This is a genomic window from Pseudomonas sp. M2(2023), assembly GCF_030263955.1.
GTDB lineage: Bacteria > Pseudomonadota > Gammaproteobacteria > Pseudomonadales > Pseudomonadaceae > Aquipseudomonas > Aquipseudomonas asiatica.
Genome location: NZ_CP127114.1, coordinates 1,111,442 through 1,132,356 on the forward strand (window position 1 = coordinate 1,111,442; position 20,915 = coordinate 1,132,356).

The window sequence follows — 20,915 nt, forward strand, 5'->3', positions numbered from 1 at the left end:
AGGCAACACAAATGTCACTGGCTGGTGACAAACCCACCCTCCTTGGTGACATTCCCATCCAGGCCCGCTCACTAGAATTCGCAGACGACTGGCAAGGATCAAGCTGGCCCCATGAGCACCTCCAACCTGGCTTCCACCCGCTGGCTCGACGCCCCGGCCCACAACGCCTGGCGCATGGCAGAAGGGCAACGCCTGCTGGCCTTCGCCACGGCTTCGAAACTGCCCGATGGCTTCGGTAGCCTCGACGCCGCAGGCCTGCTTGCACCCGGTGCCCGCGCCGAAACCCTGATCACCGCCCGCATGACCCACTGTTTTGCCCTGGCCCACCTGCAAGGGGTGCCCGGCTACCTGGCCTATGCCGAACACGGCGTGGCCGCACTGCGTGGCGCGCTGCAGGATGCCACCTACGGCGGCTGGTTCGCTCACCCCGGTGGCCATGACGACAGCGGCAAGGCGGCTTACCTGCATGCCTTTGTCGCCCTGGCCGCCAGCTCGGCGGTAATGGCAGGTGCTGGTGGTGCACCAGCCCTGCTGGCAGACGCGGTGCAGGTGCTCGAAGCGCATTTCTGGAGCGAAGAGGAGGGTGCCCTGCGGGAAGCCTTCTCCCGCGCCTGGCAGTTGCCCGAGCAGTACCGTGGCGCCAACAGCAACATGCATGCGGTCGAGGCCTTCCTGGCCCTGGCAGACGTAACTGGCGACAACCTGTGGCTGCAACGCGCCTTGCGCATCGCCGAACGCATCATCCATACCCATGCCGCCGCCAACGGCTACCGGGTCATCGAGCATTTCGACGCCCTCTGGCAGCCGCTGCCGCACTACAACCAGGCGTACCCGGCAGACCACTTCCGGCCTTATGGCTCCACGCCCGGGCATGCCCTGGAGTGGGCGCGGTTGCTGCTGCACCTGGAGGCCAGCCTGGAACGGTCCGGCCTGCAAGCCCCGCGGTGGCTGCCAGACTGCGCCCGCGCATTATTCGACACAGCCTGCCAGCAGGCCTGGAACGTCGATGGCGCGCCCGGTTTCGTCTACACCCTGGACTGGGACGATCGCCCGGTGGTGCGCGCACGCCTGCACTGGGTACATGCCGAAGCCTGCGCCGCCGCAGCAGCACTGTTGCAGCGCACGGGCGACAGGCACTACGAACAGTGGTACCGCCGTTGCTGGGACTTCATCGCCAACCATTTCATTGACCATGGCGCTGGCAGCTGGCACCACGAACTCGATGCGCACAACCAGCCGGCCGCGACCATCTGGCCAGGCAAACCCGACCTCTACCATGCCTACCAGGCGCTGCTGCTGCCGGGCTTGCCACTGGCACCCAGCCTGGCCTGCAGCTTTGCCGGCAATGTAACCAAACGATGACATTCACGCATCGCTTCGTTACCTGGCGAGGCGAGCACGCTGTTTAGACTTCATGCAACGCAAGCGATCGACTTGCACGGCATAACAACAAGAAAGGTGCTTCGATGAATTCCACGCTCCGTCTCGCTGCCGCAATCTCACTGGCCTCCTTGTTCCCGCTGAGTGCCTTGGCTGCCGATGCCAAAGGCAGTGTCGAGGTCGTGCACTGGTGGACCTCCGGTGGTGAAAAAGCGGCGGTCGATGTGCTCAAGGCCCAGGTCGAAAAAGATGGCTTCACCTGGAAGGACGGCGCCGTCGCCGGTGGTGGTGGTGCCACCGCCATGACCGTACTCAAGAGCCGCGCCGTGGCCGGCAACCCGCCGGGTGTCGCGCAGATCAAGGGCCCGGACATCCAGGACTGGGCTGCCACCGGCCTGCTCGACGCCGATGTGCTCAAGAATGTGGCCAAGGAAGAAAAGTGGGACTCACTGCTCGACAAGAAGGTCGCGGACACCGTCAAGTACGACGGTGACTATGTCGCCGTGCCGGTGAACATCCACCGCATCAACTGGCTGTGGATCAATCCCGAGGTCTTCAAGAAGGCCGGGATCGACAAGGCGCCAGCCACCCTCGACGAATTCTATGCCGCCGCCGACAAGCTCAAGGCCGCCGGCTTCATCCCGCTCGCCCATGGCGGCCAGCCGTGGCAGGACAGCACCGTGTTCGAAAGCGTGGTGCTGGCGGTCATGGGGGCCGATGGCTACAAGAAGGCCCTGGTCGACCTCGACAGCACGGCCTTGACTGGCCCGCAGATGGTCAAGGCGCTGACCGAACTGAAAAAGGTCGCCACCTACATGGACCCGGATGGCAAAGGCCAGGACTGGAACCTGGAAGCGGCCAAGGTCATCAACGGCAAGGCCGGCATGCAGATCATGGGCGACTGGGCCAAGAGCGAATGGACCCTGGCGAAGAAGACCGCCGGCAAGGACTACCAGTGTGTGCCGTTCCCCGGCACCGAAAAGGCCTTCCTGTACAACATCGACTCGCTGGTGGTGTTCAAGCAGAACGACGCCGGCACGTCTGCCGGCCAGCAGGACATTGCCCGCAAGGTGCTGGGTGAGGACTTCCAGAAGGTCTTCAGCAGCAACAAAGGCTCGATCCCGGTGCGCAACGACATGCTGGCCGACATGGGCAAGTATGGTTTCGACGCCTGCGCGCAGACCTCTGCCAAGGACTTCCTGGCCGATGCCAAAAATGGCGGCCTGCAGCCGAGCATGGCGCACAACATGGCCACCACGCTGGCCGTGCAGGGCGCGTTCTTCGATGTGGTGACCAACTACATCAACGACCCCAAGGCCGACCCGGCCGATGCGGCGAAGAAGCTGGCGGCGGCGATCAAGGCTGCCCAGTAAGCAGCTCGGAGGCTAACGCAGCCTGACTGTGGGAGCGGCCTTGCGTCGCGAAAAGGACCGCAAAGCGGTCCCAGAACCAGGCAGCGCAGTCCTTCCAGAACAGTTTCGTTCATCAGGCCCCCGGGGCTGCTTCGCAGCCCTTTCGCGACACAAGGCCGCTCCCACAAAAGCGGGCCGTTGTGCCTTTGAGGTGAACCATGACCACAGCAACCGCCCAACTGCGGGCCTCACCCCTGGACGCGCTACAGCGCTGGCTGCCCAAGCTGGTGCTGGCGCCTAGCATGTTCATCATCCTAGTGGGCTTCTACGGCTACATCCTCTGGACCTTCGTTCTGTCCTTCACCACCTCGACCTTCCTGCCGACCTACAAATGGGCCGGCCTGGCGCAATACGCCCGGCTGTTCGACAACGACCGCTGGTGGGTGGCAAGCAAGAACCTGCTGCTGTTCGGCGGCCTGTTCATCGCCATCAGCCTGGTCATCGGCGTAGTGCTGGCGGTCTTGCTGGACCAGCGCATCCGTCGCGAAGGTTTCATCCGAACCATCTACCTGTACCCCATGGCGCTGTCGATGATCGTCACCGGTACCGCCTGGAAGTGGCTGCTCAACCCCGGCATGGGCCTGGACAAGCTGCTGCGTGACTGGGGCTGGGAGGGCTTTCGCCTGGACTGGCTGATCGATCCCGACCGGGTGGTGTACTGCCTGGTGATCGCCGCCGTGTGGCAGGCCTCGGGTTTCATCATGGCAATGTTCCTTGCCGGCCTGCGTGGCGTCGACCCGTCGATCATCCGTGCCGCGCAGATCGACGGCGCCAGCCTGCCGCGCATCTACTGGCGCGTGGTACTGCCCAGTCTGCGCCCGGTGTTCTTCAGCTCGCTGATGATCCTCGCGCACATTGCCATCAAGAGCTTCGACCTGGTGGCGGCCATGACTGCCGGCGGCCCAGGCTACTCGTCCGACCTGCCGGCGATGTTCATGTATTCGTTCACCTTCAGCCGCGGCCAGATGGGCATGGGCTCGGCCAGCGCCATCCTGATGCTCGGGGCGATCCTGGCGATCCTCGTGCCTTACCTGTACTCGGAGCTGCGGAGCAAACGCCATGCATAGCCCTCTCGACAAAGCGGTGCTGAGCCCGAGCCGCATCGCCATCCACGCCGTGCTGTTGCTGGCGGTGCTGCTGTACCTGGTACCGCTGGTGGTGATGCTGCTGACCAGCTTCAAGACCCCGGAAGACATCAGCACCGGCAACCTGCTGAGCTGGCCGGCAGTATTTACCAGCATCGGTTGGGTCAAGGCCTGGAGCACGGTCAGCGGTTACTTCTGGAATTCGATCATGATCACCGTGCCAGCGGTGCTGATCTCCACTGCCATCGGCGCGCTGAACGGCTATGTGCTGTCGATGTGGCGCTTCCGCGGTTCGCAGCTGTTCTTCGGCCTGCTGCTGTTCGGCTGCTTCCTGCCGTTCCAGACTGTACTGCTGCCGGCCTCGTTCACCCTCGGCAAGCTCGGCCTGGCCAGCACCACGACCGGCCTGGTGCTGGTACACGTGGTCTACGGCCTGGCCTTCACCACGCTGTTCTTCCGCAACTTCTACGTAAGCATCCCCGATGCGCTGGTCAAGGCCGCGCGTCTGGACGGTGCCGGGTTCTTCACCATCTTCCGCCGCATCATCCTGCCGATGTCCACGCCGATCATCATGGTCTGCCTGATCTGGCAGTTCACCCAGATCTGGAACGACTTCCTGTTCGGCGTGGTGTTCTCCAGCGGCGATTCGCAACCGATTACCGTGGCCCTGAACAACCTGGTCAATACCAGCACCGGGGCCAAGGAATACAACGTCGACATGGCGGCGGCGATGATCGCCGGCCTGCCAACCCTGCTGGTCTACGTGGTGGCAGGCAAATATTTCGTCCGCGGGCTGACTGCTGGCGCGGTAAAGGGGTAAGTCATGGCAACGCTCGAACTTCGCAATGTGAACAAGACCTACGGCAGCGGTTTGCCGGACACCCTCAAGGACATCCAGCTGTCGATCAAGGATGGCGAGTTCCTGATCCTGGTCGGCCCCTCGGGCTGCGGCAAGTCGACCTTGATGAACTGCATCGCCGGGCTGGAGCAGATCACCGGCGGCGCGATACTCATCGACCAGCAGGACGTCAGCGGCATGAGCCCCAAGGACCGCGACATCGCCATGGTGTTTCAGTCCTACGCGCTGTACCCGACCATGAGCGTGCGCGAGAACATCGAGTTCGGCCTGAAGATCCGCAAGCTGCCGCAAGCTGCAATCGACGAGGAAGTGGCGAGGGTGGCCAAGCTGTTGCAGATCGAGCACTTGCTGGCACGCAAGCCGGCGCAGCTGTCCGGTGGCCAGCAACAGCGCGTGGCCATGGGCCGGGCGCTGGCACGGCGGCCGAAGATCTACCTGTTCGATGAACCGCTGTCCAACCTCGATGCCAAGTTGCGCGTCGAGATGCGCACCGAAATGAAGCTGATGCACCAGCGCCTGAAGACCACCACCGTGTACGTCACCCATGACCAGATCGAGGCCATGACCCTGGGCGACAAGGTGGCGGTGATGAAGGACGGCATCATCCAGCAGTTCGGCACCCCGCAGCAAATCTACAACGATCCGGCCAACCAGTTCGTCGCCAGCTTCATCGGCTCGCCGCCGATGAATTTCATCCCGGTGCGCCTCACGCAACAGGACGGGCGCCTGCTGGCCGTGCTCGACAGCGGCCAGGCGCGTTGCGAGCTGCCCTTGGGAATGGCCGCGGACGAGATGGATGGCCGCGAGGTGATCCTCGGCATCCGCCCCGAGCAGATTGCCCTGGGCGCAGCCGAGGGCAATGGCCTGCCCGGCATTCGCGCCGAGGTGCAGGTGACCGAGCCCACCGGGCCAGACCTGCTGGTATTCGTCACCCTCAACCAGACCAAGGTCTGCTGCCGCCTGGCGCCGGATGTGGCGTGCCGGGTCGGCGATAACCTGAACCTGCAATTCGACCCAGCCCGGGTGCTGCTGTTCGACGCCGCCAGCGGCGAGCGCCTGCACCTGGCCACCACTGCTGCAACCATGAAAGACAACGTGGCGCACTTCAAGGGCCGATAACTCGTCTACACCATCAAATAAGAAAAAGAGGACGCAAAGGGATGGAACAGCGCAAACGCATCAGGACATTGGGCTCGCTGGCCTTGCTCGCGCCACTGGCGATGGCTGTTGGCAGCAGCGTTCAGGCTGCCGAAGCTTTCTCCAGCGAATCGAAGTGGATGACCGGCGACTGGGGCGGCACCCGCACCGAGTTGCTGGAAAAGGGCTATGACTTCACCCTCGATTACGTCGGCGAGGTTGCCGGTAACCTGCACGGTGGATACAACGACGACAAGACTGCGCGCTACAGCGACCAGTTCGCCCTCGGCGCGCACCTGGACCTGCAGAAAATCTTTGGCTGGCACGACGCCGAGTTCAAGCTGGCGATCACCGAGCGCAGCGGCCGCAACCTGTCCAACGACCGCATCAGCGACCCGCGCGCCGGGCAGTTCAGCTCGGTGCAGGAGGTGTGGGGCCGCGGCCAGACCTGGCGCCTGACCCAGATGTGGGTCAAGCAGAAGTACTTCGACGGCGCACTGGACGTGAAATTCGGCCGCTTCGGCGAGGGCGAGGACTTCAACAGTTTCCCCTGCGACTTCCAGAACCTGGCCTTCTGCGGCTCGCAGGTGGGCAACTGGGTTGGCGGCATCTGGTACAACTGGCCGGTCAGCCAGTGGGCGCTGCGGGTGAAATACAACATCACCCCGGAATTCTTCGTTCAGGTCGGTGCCTTCGAGCAGAACCCTTCCAACCTGGAAACCGGCAACGGCTTCAAGCTCAGTGGCAGCGGCACCAAAGGCGCGATCCTGCCGGTGGAAGCGGTGTGGTCACCCAAGGTCAATGGCCTGCCGGGCGAGTACCGCCTGGGTTATTACTACAGCACGGCCAAGGCCGACGATGTGTTCGATGACGTCAACGGCAACCCGCAGGCGCTGACGGGCGAGGCCTTCAAGTCGCACTCCAGCAAGCATGGCTGGTGGGTGGTGGCACAGCAGCAGGTCACTGCCCATGGCGGCGATGTAAACCGTGGCCTGAGCCTGTTCGCCAACTTCACCGTGCACGACAAGGCCACCAACGTCGTCGACAACTATCAGCAACTGGGCTTGGTCTACAAAGGCGCATTCGACGCCCGGCCCAAGGACGATATCGGCTTCGGCGTGGCGCGCATTCATGTGAATGACGATGTGAAGAAACGCGCCGAACTGCTCAACGCCCAGAGCGGCATCAGCGATTACGACAACCCAGGCTTCGTGCCGCTGCAGCGTACCGAGTACAACGCCGAGCTCTACTACGGCTTCCACGTCACCAACTGGCTGACCGTGCGGCCCAACCTGCAGTACATCAAGAGCCCCGGCGGCGTGGATGAGGTGGACAACGCGCTGGTCGCAGGGTTGAAGATTCAGTCGTCATTCTGAGAGCAATTGTTGTAAATTTACGCCAATCCACTTCGGTACCCGGCAACCACTGGTCTTCAGTGGTTGTCGGGGATAGGCCGAGACAGCGCTATCTCAAACAACAAGAGCTCTGAACCATGCCCGAACATCCGCTCCATCGCTTCTTCACCTCGCAGCGGCCCCGGCCGACATTCGAGTGGGAGCGTTACCAGCAGCGCGATGTGCTGATCATCGACCATCCCCGTTGTCAGGCGGTGTTCAGCCGCCAGGGTGCGCAACTGCTGCATTTTCAACCAGCGGGTGAACGGCCCTGGCTGTGGTGCGCCGAGCAGTGGCCGCAGGTGGGGGCGATCCGCGGTGGCGTGCCGGTGTGCTGGCCATGGTATGGCCGCCACCCCAGCGAGGACTTGTGGCCCGCCCATGGCTGGGCGCGCCTGCTCGACTGGAAGCTGGTGGACAGCCGTGAGGACGAGGAGGGCGTAACCCTGAAATGGCGGCTGGACCTGTGCGACTGGCAGGTCGACCTTCATGCCCGGTTGGGTAGCCGCATGGAGCTGAGCCTGAGCACCGAGCACCAGGACAGCGAACCCTGTCAGCTGAGCCATGCCCTGCTGGCCTACTGGCGCATCAGTGACGTGTCCGAGATAGCGCTGTCCGGGCTGGAGGATATCGAAGGCTACGACCGTCTGAACCGCCAGGCCTGCCGTGAAGATGGCGCGCTGAAGCTCAAGGGCGGTTGCCAGAAGGTCTACCCCGGCACGCCGCGGGTGCAATTGCAGGACCCGGCCTGGCAGCGCGAGCTGTGCATCGATACCGGTGACAGCGACGACACGGTGGTGTGGCACCCGGGCAACCGCCCGCTGATGGGCGTGACCGGGCGTGAATGCCAGCGCTTCGTCTGTGTCGAGGCCGCCAGCGGCAGTGGCGAGGGCCTGAGCCTGGCGCCGGGGCAGCGTGCACACCTGCGCCTGCAGGCACACCGGCTCAGTTGAGCTCGTCGTCCTCGATCGGGTAGCGGCTGGCGTTGAGGCTTTCCTTGATCTTGCGCAGGTGAGGCTGGAAGTCCACGCCGCGACGCAGGGTCATGCCGGTGGCCAGCACATCGAGCACGGTCAGCTGGATGATCCGCGAGGTCATCGGCATGTAGATGTCGGTGTCTTCCGGCAGCGGAATGTGCAGGCTCAGGCTGCAGGCATTGGCCAGTGGCGAACCGGCAGCGGTCAGGCCCAGTACCGAGGCGCCGTTTTCCCGGGCCAGGCGGGCCACCTCGACCAGTTCGCGGGTGCGCCCGGTGTAGGAGATGATCACGAACAGGTCGCCGGTGTGCGCCACCGAGGCCAGCATGCGCTGCATCAGCACGTCGGCGTGGGCCGATACTGCCAGGTTGAAGCGGAAGAACTTGTGCTGGGCGTCCAGCGCCACCGGGGCCGAGGCGCCCAGGCCGAAGAAGTGGATCTGCCGGGCCTGGATCATCATGTCCACGGCACGGCTGACCTGTTGCGGGTCGAGCTGCTGGCAGGCGCTGTCGAGCGAGGCGATGGCACTGGCGAAGATCTTCTGGGTGTAGGCTGCCGGGTCATCGTCAGCCTCCACCGCGCGGCTGACGTAGGCGGCGCCGCTGGCCAGGCTCTGCGCTAGCTGCAGCTTGAGCTCGGGGTAGCCGCTGACGCCGAATGAGCGGCAGAAGCGGTTGACGGTCGGTTCGCTGACCTTGGCCGCCTGGGCCAGCGCAGCGATGCTGAAACGGGTGGCTTGTTGCGGATTGAGCAGGATGACTTCGGCGACTTTGCGTTCGGCCTTGTTCAGCTCGTCGAGGCGGCCCTGGATCTGTTCCAGGAGGTTTCGCACGCGGTCCATGGGTGTGTCCTTGGGTCGGGAAGACAGCCGGCTGTTGGAGCAGCAGGCTTTTTGCACGGTCGTCTATCGTACTGTCGGCGCGGTTGACGTACCACTTGTCTGTAACACTTGTGTGTAATGTTGTGGTTTTTACTACATTATCCCTTGAAAACCGTATGTGAAAGCGGTATTCCTAGACCAACTTTAGGAAAGAACCAACATCATGGCTGCGATCAGTGTCGAACCTTGCACCTTTGCCCTGTTTGGCGCCTTAGGCGACCTGGCATTGCGCAAGCTGTTTCCTGCCCTCTATCAGCTCGACCGGGCCAACCTGCTGCACCCGGAAACCCGCCTGCTGGCGTTGGCCCGCGAGGCCGGTAGCGCGCAGGGTCACCTGGACAGCATCGAGGCGCACCTGCGCCGGCATGTGCCCGAGGCCGATATCGAGCCCGCCGCACTGGGCCGTTTCCTCGCCAGGCTGAGCTACCAGCACCTGGATTTCCTCCAGCCCGAGGGCTATCAGGCCCTGGCCGAGCAGTTGCCGGACGAGCTGCCGCTGATTGCCTACTTCGCCACCGCTGCGGCGGTGTACGGGGCCATCTGCGAAAACCTCGACAAGGCCGGGCTGGCCGCACGCACCCGAGTGGTGCTGGAGAAGCCCATTGGCCACGACCTGGAGTCGTCGCGCCGGGTCAATGATGCTGTGGCTCGGTTCTTCCCAGAGAGCCGGGTCTACCGCATCGACCACTACCTGGGCAAGGAAACAGTGCAGAACCTGATCGCCCTGCGTTTCGCCAACAGCCTGTTCGAAACCCAGTGGAACCAGAATTCCATCTCCCATGTGGAGATCACCGTCGCCGAGAAGGTCGGTATCGAAGGCCGCTGGGGCTACTTCGACAAGGCCGGCCAGCTGCGCGACATGATCCAGAACCACCTGCTGCAGCTGCTGTGCCTGATCGCCATGGACCCGCCCAGCGAACTGTCGGCCGACGCCATCCGTGACGAGAAGGTCAAGGTACTCAAGGCCCTGGCACCGATCACCGGCGAAGGGCTGAGCACCCGTGTGGTGCGCGGCCAGTACATCGCCGGCTACAGCGATGGCAAACCTGTGCCCGGTTACCTGGAAGAAGACAACGCCAACGCCCAGAGCGACACCGAAACCTTCGTCGCACTGCGTGCCGACATCCGCAACTGGCGCTGGTCGGGGGTGCCGTTCTACCTGCGTACCGGCAAGCGCATGCCGCAGAAACTGTCGCAGATCGTCATCCACTTCAAGGAAACGCCTCACTACATCTTCGCTCCGGAACAGCGTTTGCAAATCGGTAACAAGCTGATCATCCGCCTGCAACCGGACGAAGGCATTTCTTTACGGGTTATGACCAAGGAGCAGGGCCTGGATAAAGGCATGCAACTGCGCAGCGGCCCGTTGCAGCTGAATTTCTCCGATACCTGGCGCAGTGCAAGGATCCCGGATGCCTACGAGCGGCTGTTGCTCGAAGTGATGCGCGGTAACCAGAACCTGTTCGTGCGCAAGGATGAAATCGAGTATGCCTGGAAGTGGTGCGACCAGCTGATTGCTGGCTGGCGTAACGCAGGCGATGCGCCCAAGCCGTACGCCGCAGGCTCCTGGGGGCCGATGAGCTCGATTGCACTGATCACACGCGATGGGAGGGCGTGGTATGGGGATATCTGAACTGAAACTGCCAGCGACTGTGACGGTACATGAGCTGGCGGATGCCAAGGCTCTGGCCGCAGCCCAGGCCCATGACGTGGCCGAGCGCCTGCGCGCAGCCATTGCCGCCAAGGGCCAGGCCTGCGTGGTGCTATCCGGCGGCCGTAGCCCGGTACCGTTTCTCGAGAAGCTGGCCAGCGAAAACCTCGACTGGGCCAAGGTCACCGTCAGCCTGGCCGATGAGCGCTGGGTGCCGGTGGAGCATGCCGACAGCAATGCCGGCCTGCTGGCGCGCCACCTGTTCAAGGGCGCGGCGGCCAAGGCCCGCTTCGTTGGTCTTTACCAGCAGGCGGAGAACCTTGATGCCGCTGCAGGCAAGGCCGATCAGGCCTTGGCCGAGCTGCCGCCAATTGACGTACTGGTGCTGGGCATGGGGGATGATGGCCATACAGCTTCGCTGTTCCCCGCCAGCCCCAACCTGGAAGCAGGCCTCGACCTGGCCAACCCACGCCGCTGCCTGCCTTTGCTGGCACCGAGCGTACCGCGCCAGCGCCTTTCGATGACCCGCTCGCTGCTGGCCAGTTCCGCCTTTACCGCGCTGTCCCTACAAGGGCAGGGCAAACTCGCTACCCTGCGCGCCGCGCTGGCTGGCACCGACCTTTCCGAAATGCCGATACGCGCTTTTCTTCACGCCCCCCTGGACATCTACTGGTGCCCATGAGCCAAGGATCCACAGTCATGACCACCCTCGAACGCCCACAGCCCAAGCTCTCGATGGCCGACAAAGCCGCACGGATCGACGCCATTTGCAAAGAGGCGCGCATCCTGCCGGTGATCACCATCGCCCGTGAGGAAGACATCCTGCCGCTGGCTGACGCCCTGGCCGCCGGCGGTATCCGTACCCTGGAAGTGACCTTGCGCTCGCAATATGGCCTGAAGGCCATCCAGGTGTTGCGCGAGCAGCGCCCGGAGCTTTGTGTCGGTGCCGGCACCGTGCTCGATCGTGGCATGTTCGCCGCGGTTGAAGCTGCGGGTGCGCAATTCGTCGTTACGCCAGGCATTACCCAAGACATTCTCGAAGCTGGTGTGGACAGCGAGATCCCGCTGCTGCCAGGCATCAGCACGCCGTCCGAAATCATGATGGGCTACGCCCTGGGCTACCGCCGCTTCAAGCTGTTCCCGGCGGAGATCAGCGGCGGGGTAGCGGCGATCAAGGCCTTTGGCGGCCCGTTCGGCGATATTCGTTTCTGCCCTACGGGCGGGGTGAACCCGGCCAACGTGCGCAACTACATGGCGTTGCCCAATGTGATGTGCGTGGGTGGTACCTGGATGCTCGACAGCAGCTGGATCAAGAACGGCGACTGGGCGCGGATCGAAGCGTGCAGTGCGGAAGCGATGGCGCTGCTGGACGCCAACTGAATTTGTTGTGTGCTTTACGGCTTGTGGGGCGCTTGGTCGGCGCCCCTTTTTTTTGCCTGGAGATCTTGCAGCGCCTGTACCGGCCCTTTCGCGGGTGAACCCGCTCCCTCAGGTACTGTACAGATGCTAAGTGCAGCGCGATCCCTGTAGGAGCGGGTTCACCCGCGAAGAGGCCGGCACAGGCCAACAAAAAAGCCCGCATCAAACGATGCGGGCTTTCTCATTCATTGCGGTACGGCTCAGGCCGCCTTGGCTTCCTGCTGGCTCAGCGAGCGATTCAGCGCGCTGAACAATGCCTTGAAGCTGGCCGTGGTGATGTTTTCATCGATACCCACACCATGCACCGGGCGGCCACCGGCCACGCGCAGTTCGATATAGGCCGCGGCCTTGGCATTGGTGCCGGCGCCAATGGCATGCTCGTTGTAGTCCATGATCTCCACGGCAATCGGCAGGCCGGCCACCAGTGCTTCCAGTGCACCGTTGCCCTTGCCGCGCCAGTGCAGGGTGGTTTCGCCTTCACCAGCGACTTCCACTTCCACGGCGCTGTGGCCGTTCTCTTCCTGCAGACGGTGGCTGACCAGCGCATACGGGGAGTTGGCCTGCAGGTATTCCTTGTGCAGCAGGCTGTAGATCTGCTGGGCGGTCATTTCCAGGCCCAGGCGGTCGGTTTCGCCCTGTACTACCTGGCTGAATTCGATCTGCATGCGGCGCGGCAGGCTGATGCCGTATTCCTGCTCGAGCAGGTAGGTGATGCCGCCTTTGCCCGACTGGCTGTTGACGCGGATTACCGCCTCGTAGCTGCGACCGATGTCGGCCGGGTCGATCGGCAAGTAAGGTACTTCCCACAGTTCGCCTTCCTGCTGCTTGGCGAAGCCCTTGCGGATGGCGTCCTGGTGCGAGCCGGAGAACGCGGTGTGGACCAGGTCGCCCACGTACGGGTGGCGTGGGTGTACCGGCAGCTGGTTGCACTCTTCGACCACCTTGCGCACGCCGTCGATGTCGGAGAAGTCCAGCAGCGGGTCGATGCCCTGGGTGTAGAGGTTCAGCGCCAGGGTCACCAGGTCGACGTTACCGGTACGCTCGCCGTTGCCGAACAGGCAGCCCTCGGCACGATCGGCGCCGGCCATCAGGCCCAGCTCGGTGGCGGCAATGCCGGTGCCACGGTCGTTGTGGCAGTGCAAGCTGATGATCACGCTGTCGCGACGGCTGACATTACGGCAGAACCACTCGATCTGGTCGGCGTAGATGTTCGGGGTGGACACTTCCACGGTGGCCGGCAGGTTGAGGATGATCTTGTGCTCGGGGGTCGGGTTCCACACCTCGATGACCGCGTCGCAGACTTCCTTGGCGAACTCCATCTCGGTGGCGCTGAAGGTTTCCGGCGAGTACTGGAAGGTCCACTGGGTTTCCGGCTGCTGGGCGGCATACTTGACGAACAGCTTGGCCGCGTTCACCGCGATGTCCTTCACGCCTTGCTTGTCCTGGTTGAAGACGATGCGGCGGAACGACGGGCTGGTGGCGTTGTACAGGTGGACGATGGCCTTCTTCGCCCCGCGCAGCGACTCGAAGGTACGGGCGATGAGGTCTTCACGGGCCTGGGTGAGCACCTGGATGGTGGTGTCGTCCGGGATGTGGCCGTCTTCGATCAGCATGCGCACGAAGTCGAAATCGGTCTGCGAGGCGGATGGGAACGAGGCTTCGATTTCCTTCACGCCAACCTGCACCAGGGTCTTCCAGAAGCGCAGTTTCTTCTCCGAATCCATCGGCTCGATCAGCGACTGGTTGCCATCACGCAGGTCGGAGCTGCACCAGATTGGCGCGGCGGTGATGGTCTTCGACGGCCAGGTACGGTCAGGCAGGTCGATGGTCGGGAAAGCGCGGTATTTCTTCGAAGGGTCTTTGAGCATGGTCATGGAAGCAATCCTTTTGTGTGCGGCCGAGATCGGGCCTGCCGAGCGATAACGAGATAAAAGGCGAGGCGACGCGATTCAGCCTGGTAGTCGGGCGCTGACCAGGCAGAGGCTGCGATGTTGTCGGAGCAGGATGAGGGTGCTGTAGGTTTTCATGCCTTCAACCCTAACCAGTGGGGTGGGTGATGGCAAGCGTTCAGAAAAAATTGAGAGGAATGCTTAAAAAAAGCTGAAAGGCGAGATTTTATGGCATGAAAGAAAGGCTGGCTTATTGATTGTTGCGCAGTATTTTTCGATGGCGCAACACAGTTGAACTGATGTCGACTGTGCTGGCCCTTTCGCGGGTGAACCCGCCCCCACAGGTGCAGCGCCATCCCTGTGGGAGCGGGTTTACCCGCGAAGAGGCCGGCACAGGCAGTACCGCTCTCAGGGTTGGAACGCACCAATGAAAATCGCCGGATCCACCCGTGCATCGTTCAGGCTGACGTTCCAGTGCATGTGCGGCCCGGTAGCCCGCCCGGTCGAGCCCACGCGCCCGACCACCTCGCCCCGGCGCAGTTGCTGCCCCACTTGCACATCGATCTTCGACATATGGCAGAACATGCTGATAAAGCCCTGCCCGTGGTCGACGAACACCGTGCGGCCGTTGAAAAAGTAATCGCCCACCAGGATCACCTTGCCATTGGCCGGGGTCTTGATTGGCGTGCCGGCCGGCACCGCGAAGTCCAGCCCGGCATGCGGGTTGCGTTCTTCGCCATTGAAGAAACGGCGCACGCCGAACTTGCTCGACAGCGGGCCACTGACCGGCTTGTCGAGAATCAGATTGCTGGGCAGGGTCGGGCTGAAGCTGCGGTAAGCCTTGATCTGCTCGGCCAGCTCACGATCGATGCGCTTGAGGTCGGCCGGGTTCGGGTTGACCTGGCGGGTGTTCTTCAGGGTGATGCGCTGCTCGGGGTATTTCTTGCTACCGACCGTGAAGGGCAGGGTACGGCCGCCCTGGCTCAGCGTCGCGGTGCCGGGCTTCTGGGTCAGCGGGATGCCGACGATGGCCAGCCAGTTGTCCTGCTCCTTCACCACCAGCACCGGTTTGCCGTCGAAGCGGGCGCTGGGCGCGCTGGCGGCGGGGCCGAGGTCGACCACCGCCACGCCGCCGGGTACCGGCTTGTTCAGCGTGCGGGTGATGTAGCTGGCCTGGGCGCCGCCGGCCAGCAGCAGGATGCAAAGGGCAAGCAGGGGCGCGAGCAGGCGGGGCATGTGTCAGTCCAGAAGTGAGAGGGTGACCGGGGTCAGGTGGTTGTCTTCGACCCGCACCAACAGCTCGCCTTCGTTCAGGCGGGCGGTCAGGCGCTGGCCATTTCGGGTCTGTTCGGCGCTGCGGATGGCCTGGCCCTGTTCGTCCAGCAGGATGCTGTAGCCGCGGGCGAGGGTGGCCAGCGGGCTGACCACCTGCAGCGTCTGCAACTGGGCCTGGAAGCGCTGGCGGCGGTCCTTGAGCACCTCGCGCATGGCCCGTGGCAGGCGCTCGGCCAGGCTGTCCAGGCGTTGGCCCAGCAGTTTCAGGGTTCGCCCCGGGTGCTGCGCGGCGAGGCGGGTGTCCAGGCGTGCCAGGCGCTCGTGTCGCTGGTTGAGGTTGAGCATGAACGCGCGGCGCAAGCGCATGTCCAGGTCGTCCAGGCGTTGGGCCTGCTGGCGCAGGCGCTCGCCCGGGTGGCGCAGGCGCCGGGTCAGCGACTCCAGGCGCAGGCGGTCGTGGGTCAGGCGGTTCTGAATGCGCAGCAGCAGGCGCCGTTGCAGGCCATCCAGACGTTGCTGCAGGCCACTGTTGTCGGGGGCCAGCAGCTCGGCAGCGGCAGAGGGTGTGGGCGCGCGCACGTCGGCGACAAAGTCGCTGATCGAGACATCGGTCTCATGGCCCACGGCGCTGACAATCGGCGTGACACAAGCGGCCACGGCCCGCGCCACGGCTTCTTCGTTGAAGCACCACAAGTCTTCAAGCGAGCCGCCGCCCCGGGCCAGGATCAGCGCATCGAACCCCAGGCTATCGGCCAGGCGGATCGCGCGCACGATCTGTGCAGTGGCTTCGCGGCCCTGTACTGCGGTGGGGATCAGGTTCAGTTCCACTTGCGGGGCGCGGCGACCGAACACACTGATGATGTCGCGGATCACTGCGCCGGTGGGCGACGTAATGATGCCGATGCGCTGCGGGTGGGCCGGCAGCGGCTGCTTGCGTTCGGCGCTGAACAGCCCCTCGGCACCGAGCTTCTCTTTCAATGCCTCGAAGGCCAGGCGCAAGGCGCCATCACCGGCCGGCTCGACGGTGTCGAGAATCAGCTGGTAATCGCCACGCCCTTCGAACAGCGAAACCTTGCCGCGTACCCGCACCGCCAGACCGTCGCGCAGGGCCTGGCGCACCCGCGTGGCGTTCTGCCGGAACAGCGCGCAGCGTACCTGTGCGCCGCTGTCCTTGAGGGTGAAGTACATGTGGCCGGACGCCGGGCGGGCGAGGTTGGAAATCTCGCCTTCCACCCACACGCTGCGGAACACGTCTTCCAGCAGCACGCGGGCGCGGCCGTTGAGTTGGCTGACGGTAAGGACCTCGCGGTCCAGGCCGAGTCGTTCGAAAGGGTCTCTGATCATGGCGGGCATCATAAAGGACATCGGCCCCGGTTGTCTGTCCCGGCCCTATCGCCGGCAAGCCGGCTCCCATAGGTATCGCGCTGGCTTGGGCCTCATGCTGTCCCTGTGGGAGCCGGCCCAGCCCTTTGGGCTGCGCTGTCGCGTAGATAACTGAAAGTGCAAGCAGTCCGCATACCCTGTGGGAGCGGCTTTAGCCGCGAAGAATCCAACGCGGTGCATGGCACCGGCTGCGCCGGTGTTCGCGGCTAAAGCCGCTCCCACAGGGCCCCTGCTAATTCAATGAGTTAAGTGCAGTTCTATGGGGGCCGGCCTTTCAAGCCTGCATCGCCGTCACGAACTGGCGCACCATCGAACCTGCGTCACGCCTGCAAGCCATCGCCACAGTACTCTCACACCCTCCTTCCAGTGCCACGAAGCTGACTGAGGCTGGCGCAATCTCTCGCATGCATTCCGGCAACAACGCCACCCCAAACCCCGCCTGAATCAACTGCAACTGGGTGGTCTTGCGCGACAGCACCTGCGCTGCTCGCGGGAAAAAGCCTGCCTCCATGCACATCGAGGCCGACAGGTAGCTCAGCCCGCCACGGTCCCGGTGCGGAATGGAAATGAAGCGCTCTTCCCGCAGTTGTTCCAGTTTCACCTGTGGCGCGCTGGCCAAGGGATGCGCGGCGGCGACCGCCAGTAGCAGGGGTTCGCTGAACAGTTCATGCAGCACCACCCCTTCATGCTGGCGCAGCACCGGCAAGCGCAGCAGGCCGATATCCAACCGCCCGGCAGCGATATCCTCCAACTGCGCCTCCGACGACTGCTGGGCAATTTCCAGCGAAACACCTGGGTTGTCGCGCAAGTAACCGCCCAGGCGAGCCAGCAGCGGGCCGGTCAGCGGCACTGTACTGGAGTGGTTCAGGCGCAGACTGCCCTGCAGCCCTTCGCCAATGTCGCGGGTTACACGCTCGGCCTGCGCCAAGTCGGCCAGCAAGCGCCGCGCCCGTTCCAAAAAGGCCTGGCCAGCCAGTGTCAGGCGCGGGAGGCGCGCGGTGCGTTCGAACAGCGGCGTGCCCAGTTGCTGCTCCAGTTCCTTGATCTGCCGGCTCAGCGCCGACTGGGCGATGTACAGCCGCTCGGCGGCAGCGCTGAAGCTGCCGCATTCGGCGATTTCCACGAAGTAACGCAATTGGCGGATCGACGTCATGTCATGCCTTTTCGAGATGAGTGTGGCGACAAAGGCATATTAGTCGGCATGGCTCATGGCTGGCTAACCTTTGCCTGTCTTCCCAGGAACTGCTGTCATGCTCGCCCAACTGTCGTTTTCCGGCCTCGACTGGCTGCCTATCCTGCTTGGTGTCGGCGCTGCCTACATCGTCTTCGGCATCGCCGGTTTCGGCACCGCGCTGGTGGCCGGCCCAGTGCTGATCCACTTCATGCCGCTGTCGCGGATCATTCCGCTGCTGGTGCTGCTGGACTTCGTCGCCGCCTTCGGCAACCTGCTGCCCTCGCGCCGCGATGTCGTGCGCGGCGAACTGTTGCGGCTGCTGCCGTTCATGGCCATTGGCTGCGCGCTGGGTGTGGTATTCCTGCTACAGCTGAAGTCAGACCTGTTGCTGCTGCTGATGGGGCTGTTCGTCACGGCGTATGCCCTGTACGGGCTGGCGGTGAAGGTACGGCCGGCCAGTCTGTCGGGTTTCTGGGCAATGCCGATGGGCACGGCAGGCGGGCTGTTCGGCGCCTTGTTCGGCAGCGGCGGCTTCCTTTATGCGCTGTACCTGAGCGCGCGGCTGGAGGTGAAGGAGCAGGTGCGCGCTACCCAGAGCGCGCTGATCAGTTGCAGTACGGTGGTGCGGCTGACGCTGTTCCTTATCGCAGGCGTCTATGCCGACCAGAGCCTGCTGTTGCTCGCCGCCTGCCTGTTGCCGGTCATGCTCGTCGGCCTCTGGGCAGGGCGCAGGCTTACCCATCGGCTGTCTCGCGAAGCCTTTGTGCGCCTGGTCACCTGGCTGGTGCTGGCCAGCGGCCTGGCGCTGATCGGTCGCTACCTGAGCGCCTGAGCAGGCGGTAGAATTGCGCTATTACCGCAGTTTTTCAGGCTTGTCCCGTTCATGAACACCCAGAGCATCATCGTTCCCAAGCTGTCTACCGTCCCGGTGCACGAAGCCCGTGCCCGCGCCATCCTGCGCTGGCTGGTGCGCGAGAAAGTCGTCGAGGAACAGCTGACCACCTGTGGCCGCACCGGCAACCGCATGGGCCATGCCCTGGCCGAAGGTGCCCGCAAAGTGGCCCTGCATCCGGAGAAACTGCCCTTCGGCGAACAGGTCAACGGCCTGGAGGTGATGCTCAAGCGCTGCATCTATACCCCTACCGAAGGTTTCCTCGAAGAGGCCGGTTGCCCCGAGTGCCGGCGCGAGGTGGGTGAGCCGCTGTTCGAAAGCCTGGAAGAATGGATGCCGGCAGTTAGCGACAACTTCACCTGCCCGTTGTGCGGCTTCGAAGATGACATCAATGGCTTCATTTACCTGCAGCCATGTGCCTTTTCCAACCTGGGGTTCATCTTCAACAACTGGGGCGAGGCCGGGTTCACCCAGGCCTTTCTCGACAGCTTCGCCGACTGGCTCGACCAGCCGGTGGCCGTGGTACAGGTAAAACTGCCACAAGGCTGACCGAAGGCCCTTATTTTGCATTGAGCGGCGCGCCGTGCATGAGTATAATGGCGCGCTTCCATTTTTCCCGCCCGGGAGCCCCCGCGATGCTGCGTATCAGCCAAGAAGCCCTGACCTTCGACGATATCCTCCTTGTACCTGGCTATTCCGAGGTACTGCCTAATGAAGTCAGTCTCAAGACCCGTTTGACCCGTGGCATCGAGCTGAACATTCCGCTGGTATCCGCTGCCATGGATACCGTGACCGAAGCGCGCCTGGCCATTGCCATGGCCCAGGAAGGCGGCATCGGCATCATCCACAAGAACATGACCATCGAACAACAGGCCAGCGAAGTCCGCAAGGTCAAGAAGTTCGAGGCTGGCGTGGTCAAGGACCCGATCACCATCGACGCCGATGCCACCGTGCGCGACCTGTTCGACCTGACCCGCCTGAACAACATCTCCGGCGTTCCGGTGCTGGCGAATGGCGACCTGGTCGGCATCGTCACCTCCCGTGACGTGCGCTTCGAAAGCCGCCTGGACGCCAAGGTCCGCGACGTGATGACCCCCAAAGAGCGTCTGGTCACCGTCCGCGAAGGCGCCGACAAGAACGAAGTCCGCGAGCTGCTGCACAAGCACCGCCTGGAAAAAGTCCTGATCGTTGACGACAAGTTCAACCTCAAGGGCATGATGACCGTCAAGGACATCGAAAAGGCCAAGGCCTACCCGCTGGCCAGCAAGGACGACCAGGGTCGCCTGCGCGTCGGCGCCGCGGTCGGCACCGGCAAGGACACCGGCGAGCGCGTTGCCGCCCTGGTGGCTGCTGGCGTTGACGTGGTGGTGGTCGACACCGCCCACGGTCACTCCAAAGGTGTGATCGACCGCGTTCGCTGGGTCAAGGAAACCTACCCGCAAGTGCAGGTGATCGGCGGCAACATCGCCACCGGCGCTGCCGCCAAGGCTCTGGCCGAAGCAGGCGCTGACGCGGTCAAGGTCGGTATCGGCCCAGGCTCGATCTGCACCACCCGTATCGTTGCCGGCGTAGGCGTGCCGCAAATCAGCGCCATCGCCAACGTTGCCGCTGCACTGGAAGGCACTGGCGTGCCACTGATCGCCGACGGCGGCATCCGCTTCTCGGGTGACCTGTCCAAGGCCATCGTTGCCGGTGCTTCCTGCGTGATGATGGGTTCGATGTTCGCCGGTACCGAAGAGGCTCCGGGTGAAGTCGAACTGTTCCAGGGCCGTTCCTACAAGGCCTATCGCGGCATGGGCTCGCTGGGGGCCATGGCACAGGCGCAAGGCTCGTCCGACCGCTACTTCCAGGACTCCTCGGCCGGCGCCGAGAAGCTGGTACCGGAAGGCATCGAAGGCCGTGTTCCCTACAAGGGCGCGCTGGCCGCGATCATCCACCAGCTGATGGGCGGCCTGCGTTCGTCCATGGGCTACACCGGCAGCGCAACCATCGAAGAGATGCGCACCAAGCCGGAATTCGTGCGCATCACCGGTGCCGGCATGGCCGAGTCCCACGTGCATGACGTGCAGATCACCAAAGAAGCCCCTAACTACCGCGTAGGCTGAGGC

Annotated in this window: 18 protein-coding genes; 13 read left to right on the forward strand and 5 right to left on the reverse strand. The window is 63.7% G+C overall.

The window, feature by feature from the left end:
* Positions 1–111: 111 nt before the first annotated feature.
* From QN085_RS05160 to QN085_RS05190, 7 genes are all read left to right on the forward strand, one after another.
* Positions 112–1,362: a D-mannose isomerase gene (locus tag QN085_RS05160; protein ID WP_023663605.1), complete on the forward strand. Its 1,251-nt coding sequence runs from the start codon at positions 112–114 to the stop codon at positions 1,360–1,362.
* Between the two features lie 104 nt (positions 1,363–1,466).
* On the forward strand, positions 1,467–2,753 hold the full coding sequence (locus tag QN085_RS05165; RefSeq protein ID WP_023663604.1) for an ABC transporter substrate-binding protein: 1,287 nt from the start codon (positions 1,467–1,469) through the stop codon (positions 2,751–2,753).
* Between the two features lie 197 nt (positions 2,754–2,950).
* Positions 2,951–3,859, forward strand: coding sequence for a carbohydrate ABC transporter permease (locus tag QN085_RS05170; RefSeq protein ID WP_013971125.1), 909 nt, complete (start codon positions 2,951–2,953; stop codon positions 3,857–3,859).
* The gene (locus QN085_RS05175) at positions 3,852–4,697 is read left to right on the forward strand and encodes a carbohydrate ABC transporter permease (protein ID WP_285689754.1); all 846 of its coding nucleotides are present in this window, start codon (positions 3,852–3,854) and stop codon (positions 4,695–4,697) included. Before QN085_RS05170 ends, QN085_RS05175 begins: the two co-directional genes overlap by 8 nt.
* Before the next feature lie 3 nt (positions 4,698–4,700).
* Positions 4,701–5,855 carry an ABC transporter ATP-binding protein gene (locus QN085_RS05180; protein ID WP_013971127.1) on the forward strand — a complete coding sequence of 385 codons (1,155 nt, stop codon included), beginning with the start codon at positions 4,701–4,703 and terminating at the stop codon, positions 5,853–5,855.
* 101 nt (positions 5,856–5,956) lie between these two features.
* On the forward strand, positions 5,957–7,249 hold the full coding sequence (locus tag QN085_RS05185; protein ID WP_230397116.1) for a carbohydrate porin: 1,293 nt from the start codon (positions 5,957–5,959) through the stop codon (positions 7,247–7,249).
* A 116-nt stretch (positions 7,250–7,365) separates the two neighbouring features.
* Complete coding sequence (locus tag QN085_RS05190) at positions 7,366–8,220, forward strand: D-hexose-6-phosphate mutarotase (protein WP_013971129.1); 855 nt, start codon at positions 7,366–7,368, stop codon at positions 8,218–8,220.
* On the opposite strand, the gene hexR is transcribed toward QN085_RS05190, so the two are convergent.
* Positions 8,213–9,076, reverse strand: coding sequence for a DNA-binding transcriptional regulator HexR (gene hexR / locus QN085_RS05195; RefSeq protein ID WP_169774905.1), 864 nt, complete (start codon positions 9,074–9,076; stop codon positions 8,213–8,215). The genes QN085_RS05190 and hexR overlap by 8 nt on opposite strands.
* Before the next feature lie 211 nt (positions 9,077–9,287).
* On the opposite strand from hexR, the gene zwf reads away from it, so the two are divergent.
* Genes zwf through QN085_RS05210 form a run of 3 tightly spaced genes read left to right on the forward strand, consistent with a single transcriptional unit; the run spans position 9,288 to position 12,155 of the window.
* Positions 9,288–10,757, forward strand: coding sequence for a glucose-6-phosphate dehydrogenase (zwf, locus tag QN085_RS05200; protein WP_013971130.1), 1,470 nt, complete (start codon positions 9,288–9,290; stop codon positions 10,755–10,757).
* A complete protein-coding gene (pgl, locus tag QN085_RS05205; RefSeq protein ID WP_024086368.1) occupies positions 10,744–11,457 on the forward strand; it encodes a 6-phosphogluconolactonase in 714 nt (237 codons plus the stop codon). The genes zwf and pgl overlap by 14 nt, the downstream gene beginning before the upstream one ends.
* Positions 11,458–11,474: 17 nt before the next feature.
* The gene (locus tag QN085_RS05210; protein WP_015269102.1) at positions 11,475–12,155 is read left to right on the forward strand and encodes a bifunctional 4-hydroxy-2-oxoglutarate aldolase/2-dehydro-3-deoxy-phosphogluconate aldolase; all 681 of its coding nucleotides are present in this window, start codon (positions 11,475–11,477) and stop codon (positions 12,153–12,155) included.
* Positions 12,156–12,394: 239 nt separating this feature from the next.
* Here QN085_RS05210 and leuA read toward each other — a convergent pair whose 3' ends face one another.
* The 4 genes from leuA to QN085_RS05230 form a co-directional block, all read right to left on the reverse strand.
* Complete coding sequence (gene leuA, locus QN085_RS05215; RefSeq protein WP_013971133.1) at positions 12,395–14,068, reverse strand: 2-isopropylmalate synthase; 1,674 nt, start codon at positions 14,066–14,068, stop codon at positions 12,395–12,397.
* Between the two features lie 423 nt (positions 14,069–14,491).
* Entirely contained in the window at positions 14,492–15,319 is an 828-nt protein-coding gene (locus QN085_RS05220) for a M23 family metallopeptidase (RefSeq protein ID WP_013971134.1), read from the reverse strand.
* Between the two features lie 3 nt (positions 15,320–15,322).
* Positions 15,323–16,702, reverse strand: coding sequence for an exodeoxyribonuclease VII large subunit (gene xseA / locus QN085_RS05225; RefSeq protein ID WP_038408915.1), 1,380 nt, complete (start codon positions 16,700–16,702; stop codon positions 15,323–15,325).
* Positions 16,703–17,015: 313 nt separating this feature from the next.
* A complete protein-coding gene (locus QN085_RS05230) occupies positions 17,016–17,894 on the reverse strand; it encodes a LysR family transcriptional regulator (protein WP_013971136.1) in 879 nt (292 codons plus the stop codon).
* 97 nt (positions 17,895–17,991) lie between these two features.
* Here QN085_RS05230 and QN085_RS05235 point away from each other — a divergent pair, with 97 nt between their 5' ends.
* From QN085_RS05235 to guaB, 3 genes are all read left to right on the forward strand, one after another.
* Positions 17,992–18,747 (forward strand): sulfite exporter TauE/SafE family protein, encoded by a 756-nt coding sequence (locus tag QN085_RS05235; RefSeq protein WP_013971137.1) that lies wholly within the window; start codon positions 17,992–17,994, stop codon positions 18,745–18,747.
* 51 nt (positions 18,748–18,798) lie between these two features.
* Positions 18,799–19,356 (forward strand): hypothetical protein, encoded by a 558-nt coding sequence (locus QN085_RS05240; protein ID WP_003257977.1) that lies wholly within the window; start codon positions 18,799–18,801, stop codon positions 19,354–19,356.
* Between the two features lie 86 nt (positions 19,357–19,442).
* Positions 19,443–20,912, forward strand: coding sequence for an IMP dehydrogenase (guaB, locus tag QN085_RS05245; protein ID WP_013971138.1), 1,470 nt, complete (start codon positions 19,443–19,445; stop codon positions 20,910–20,912).
* The last annotated feature ends 3 nt before the right edge of the window (positions 20,913–20,915 follow it).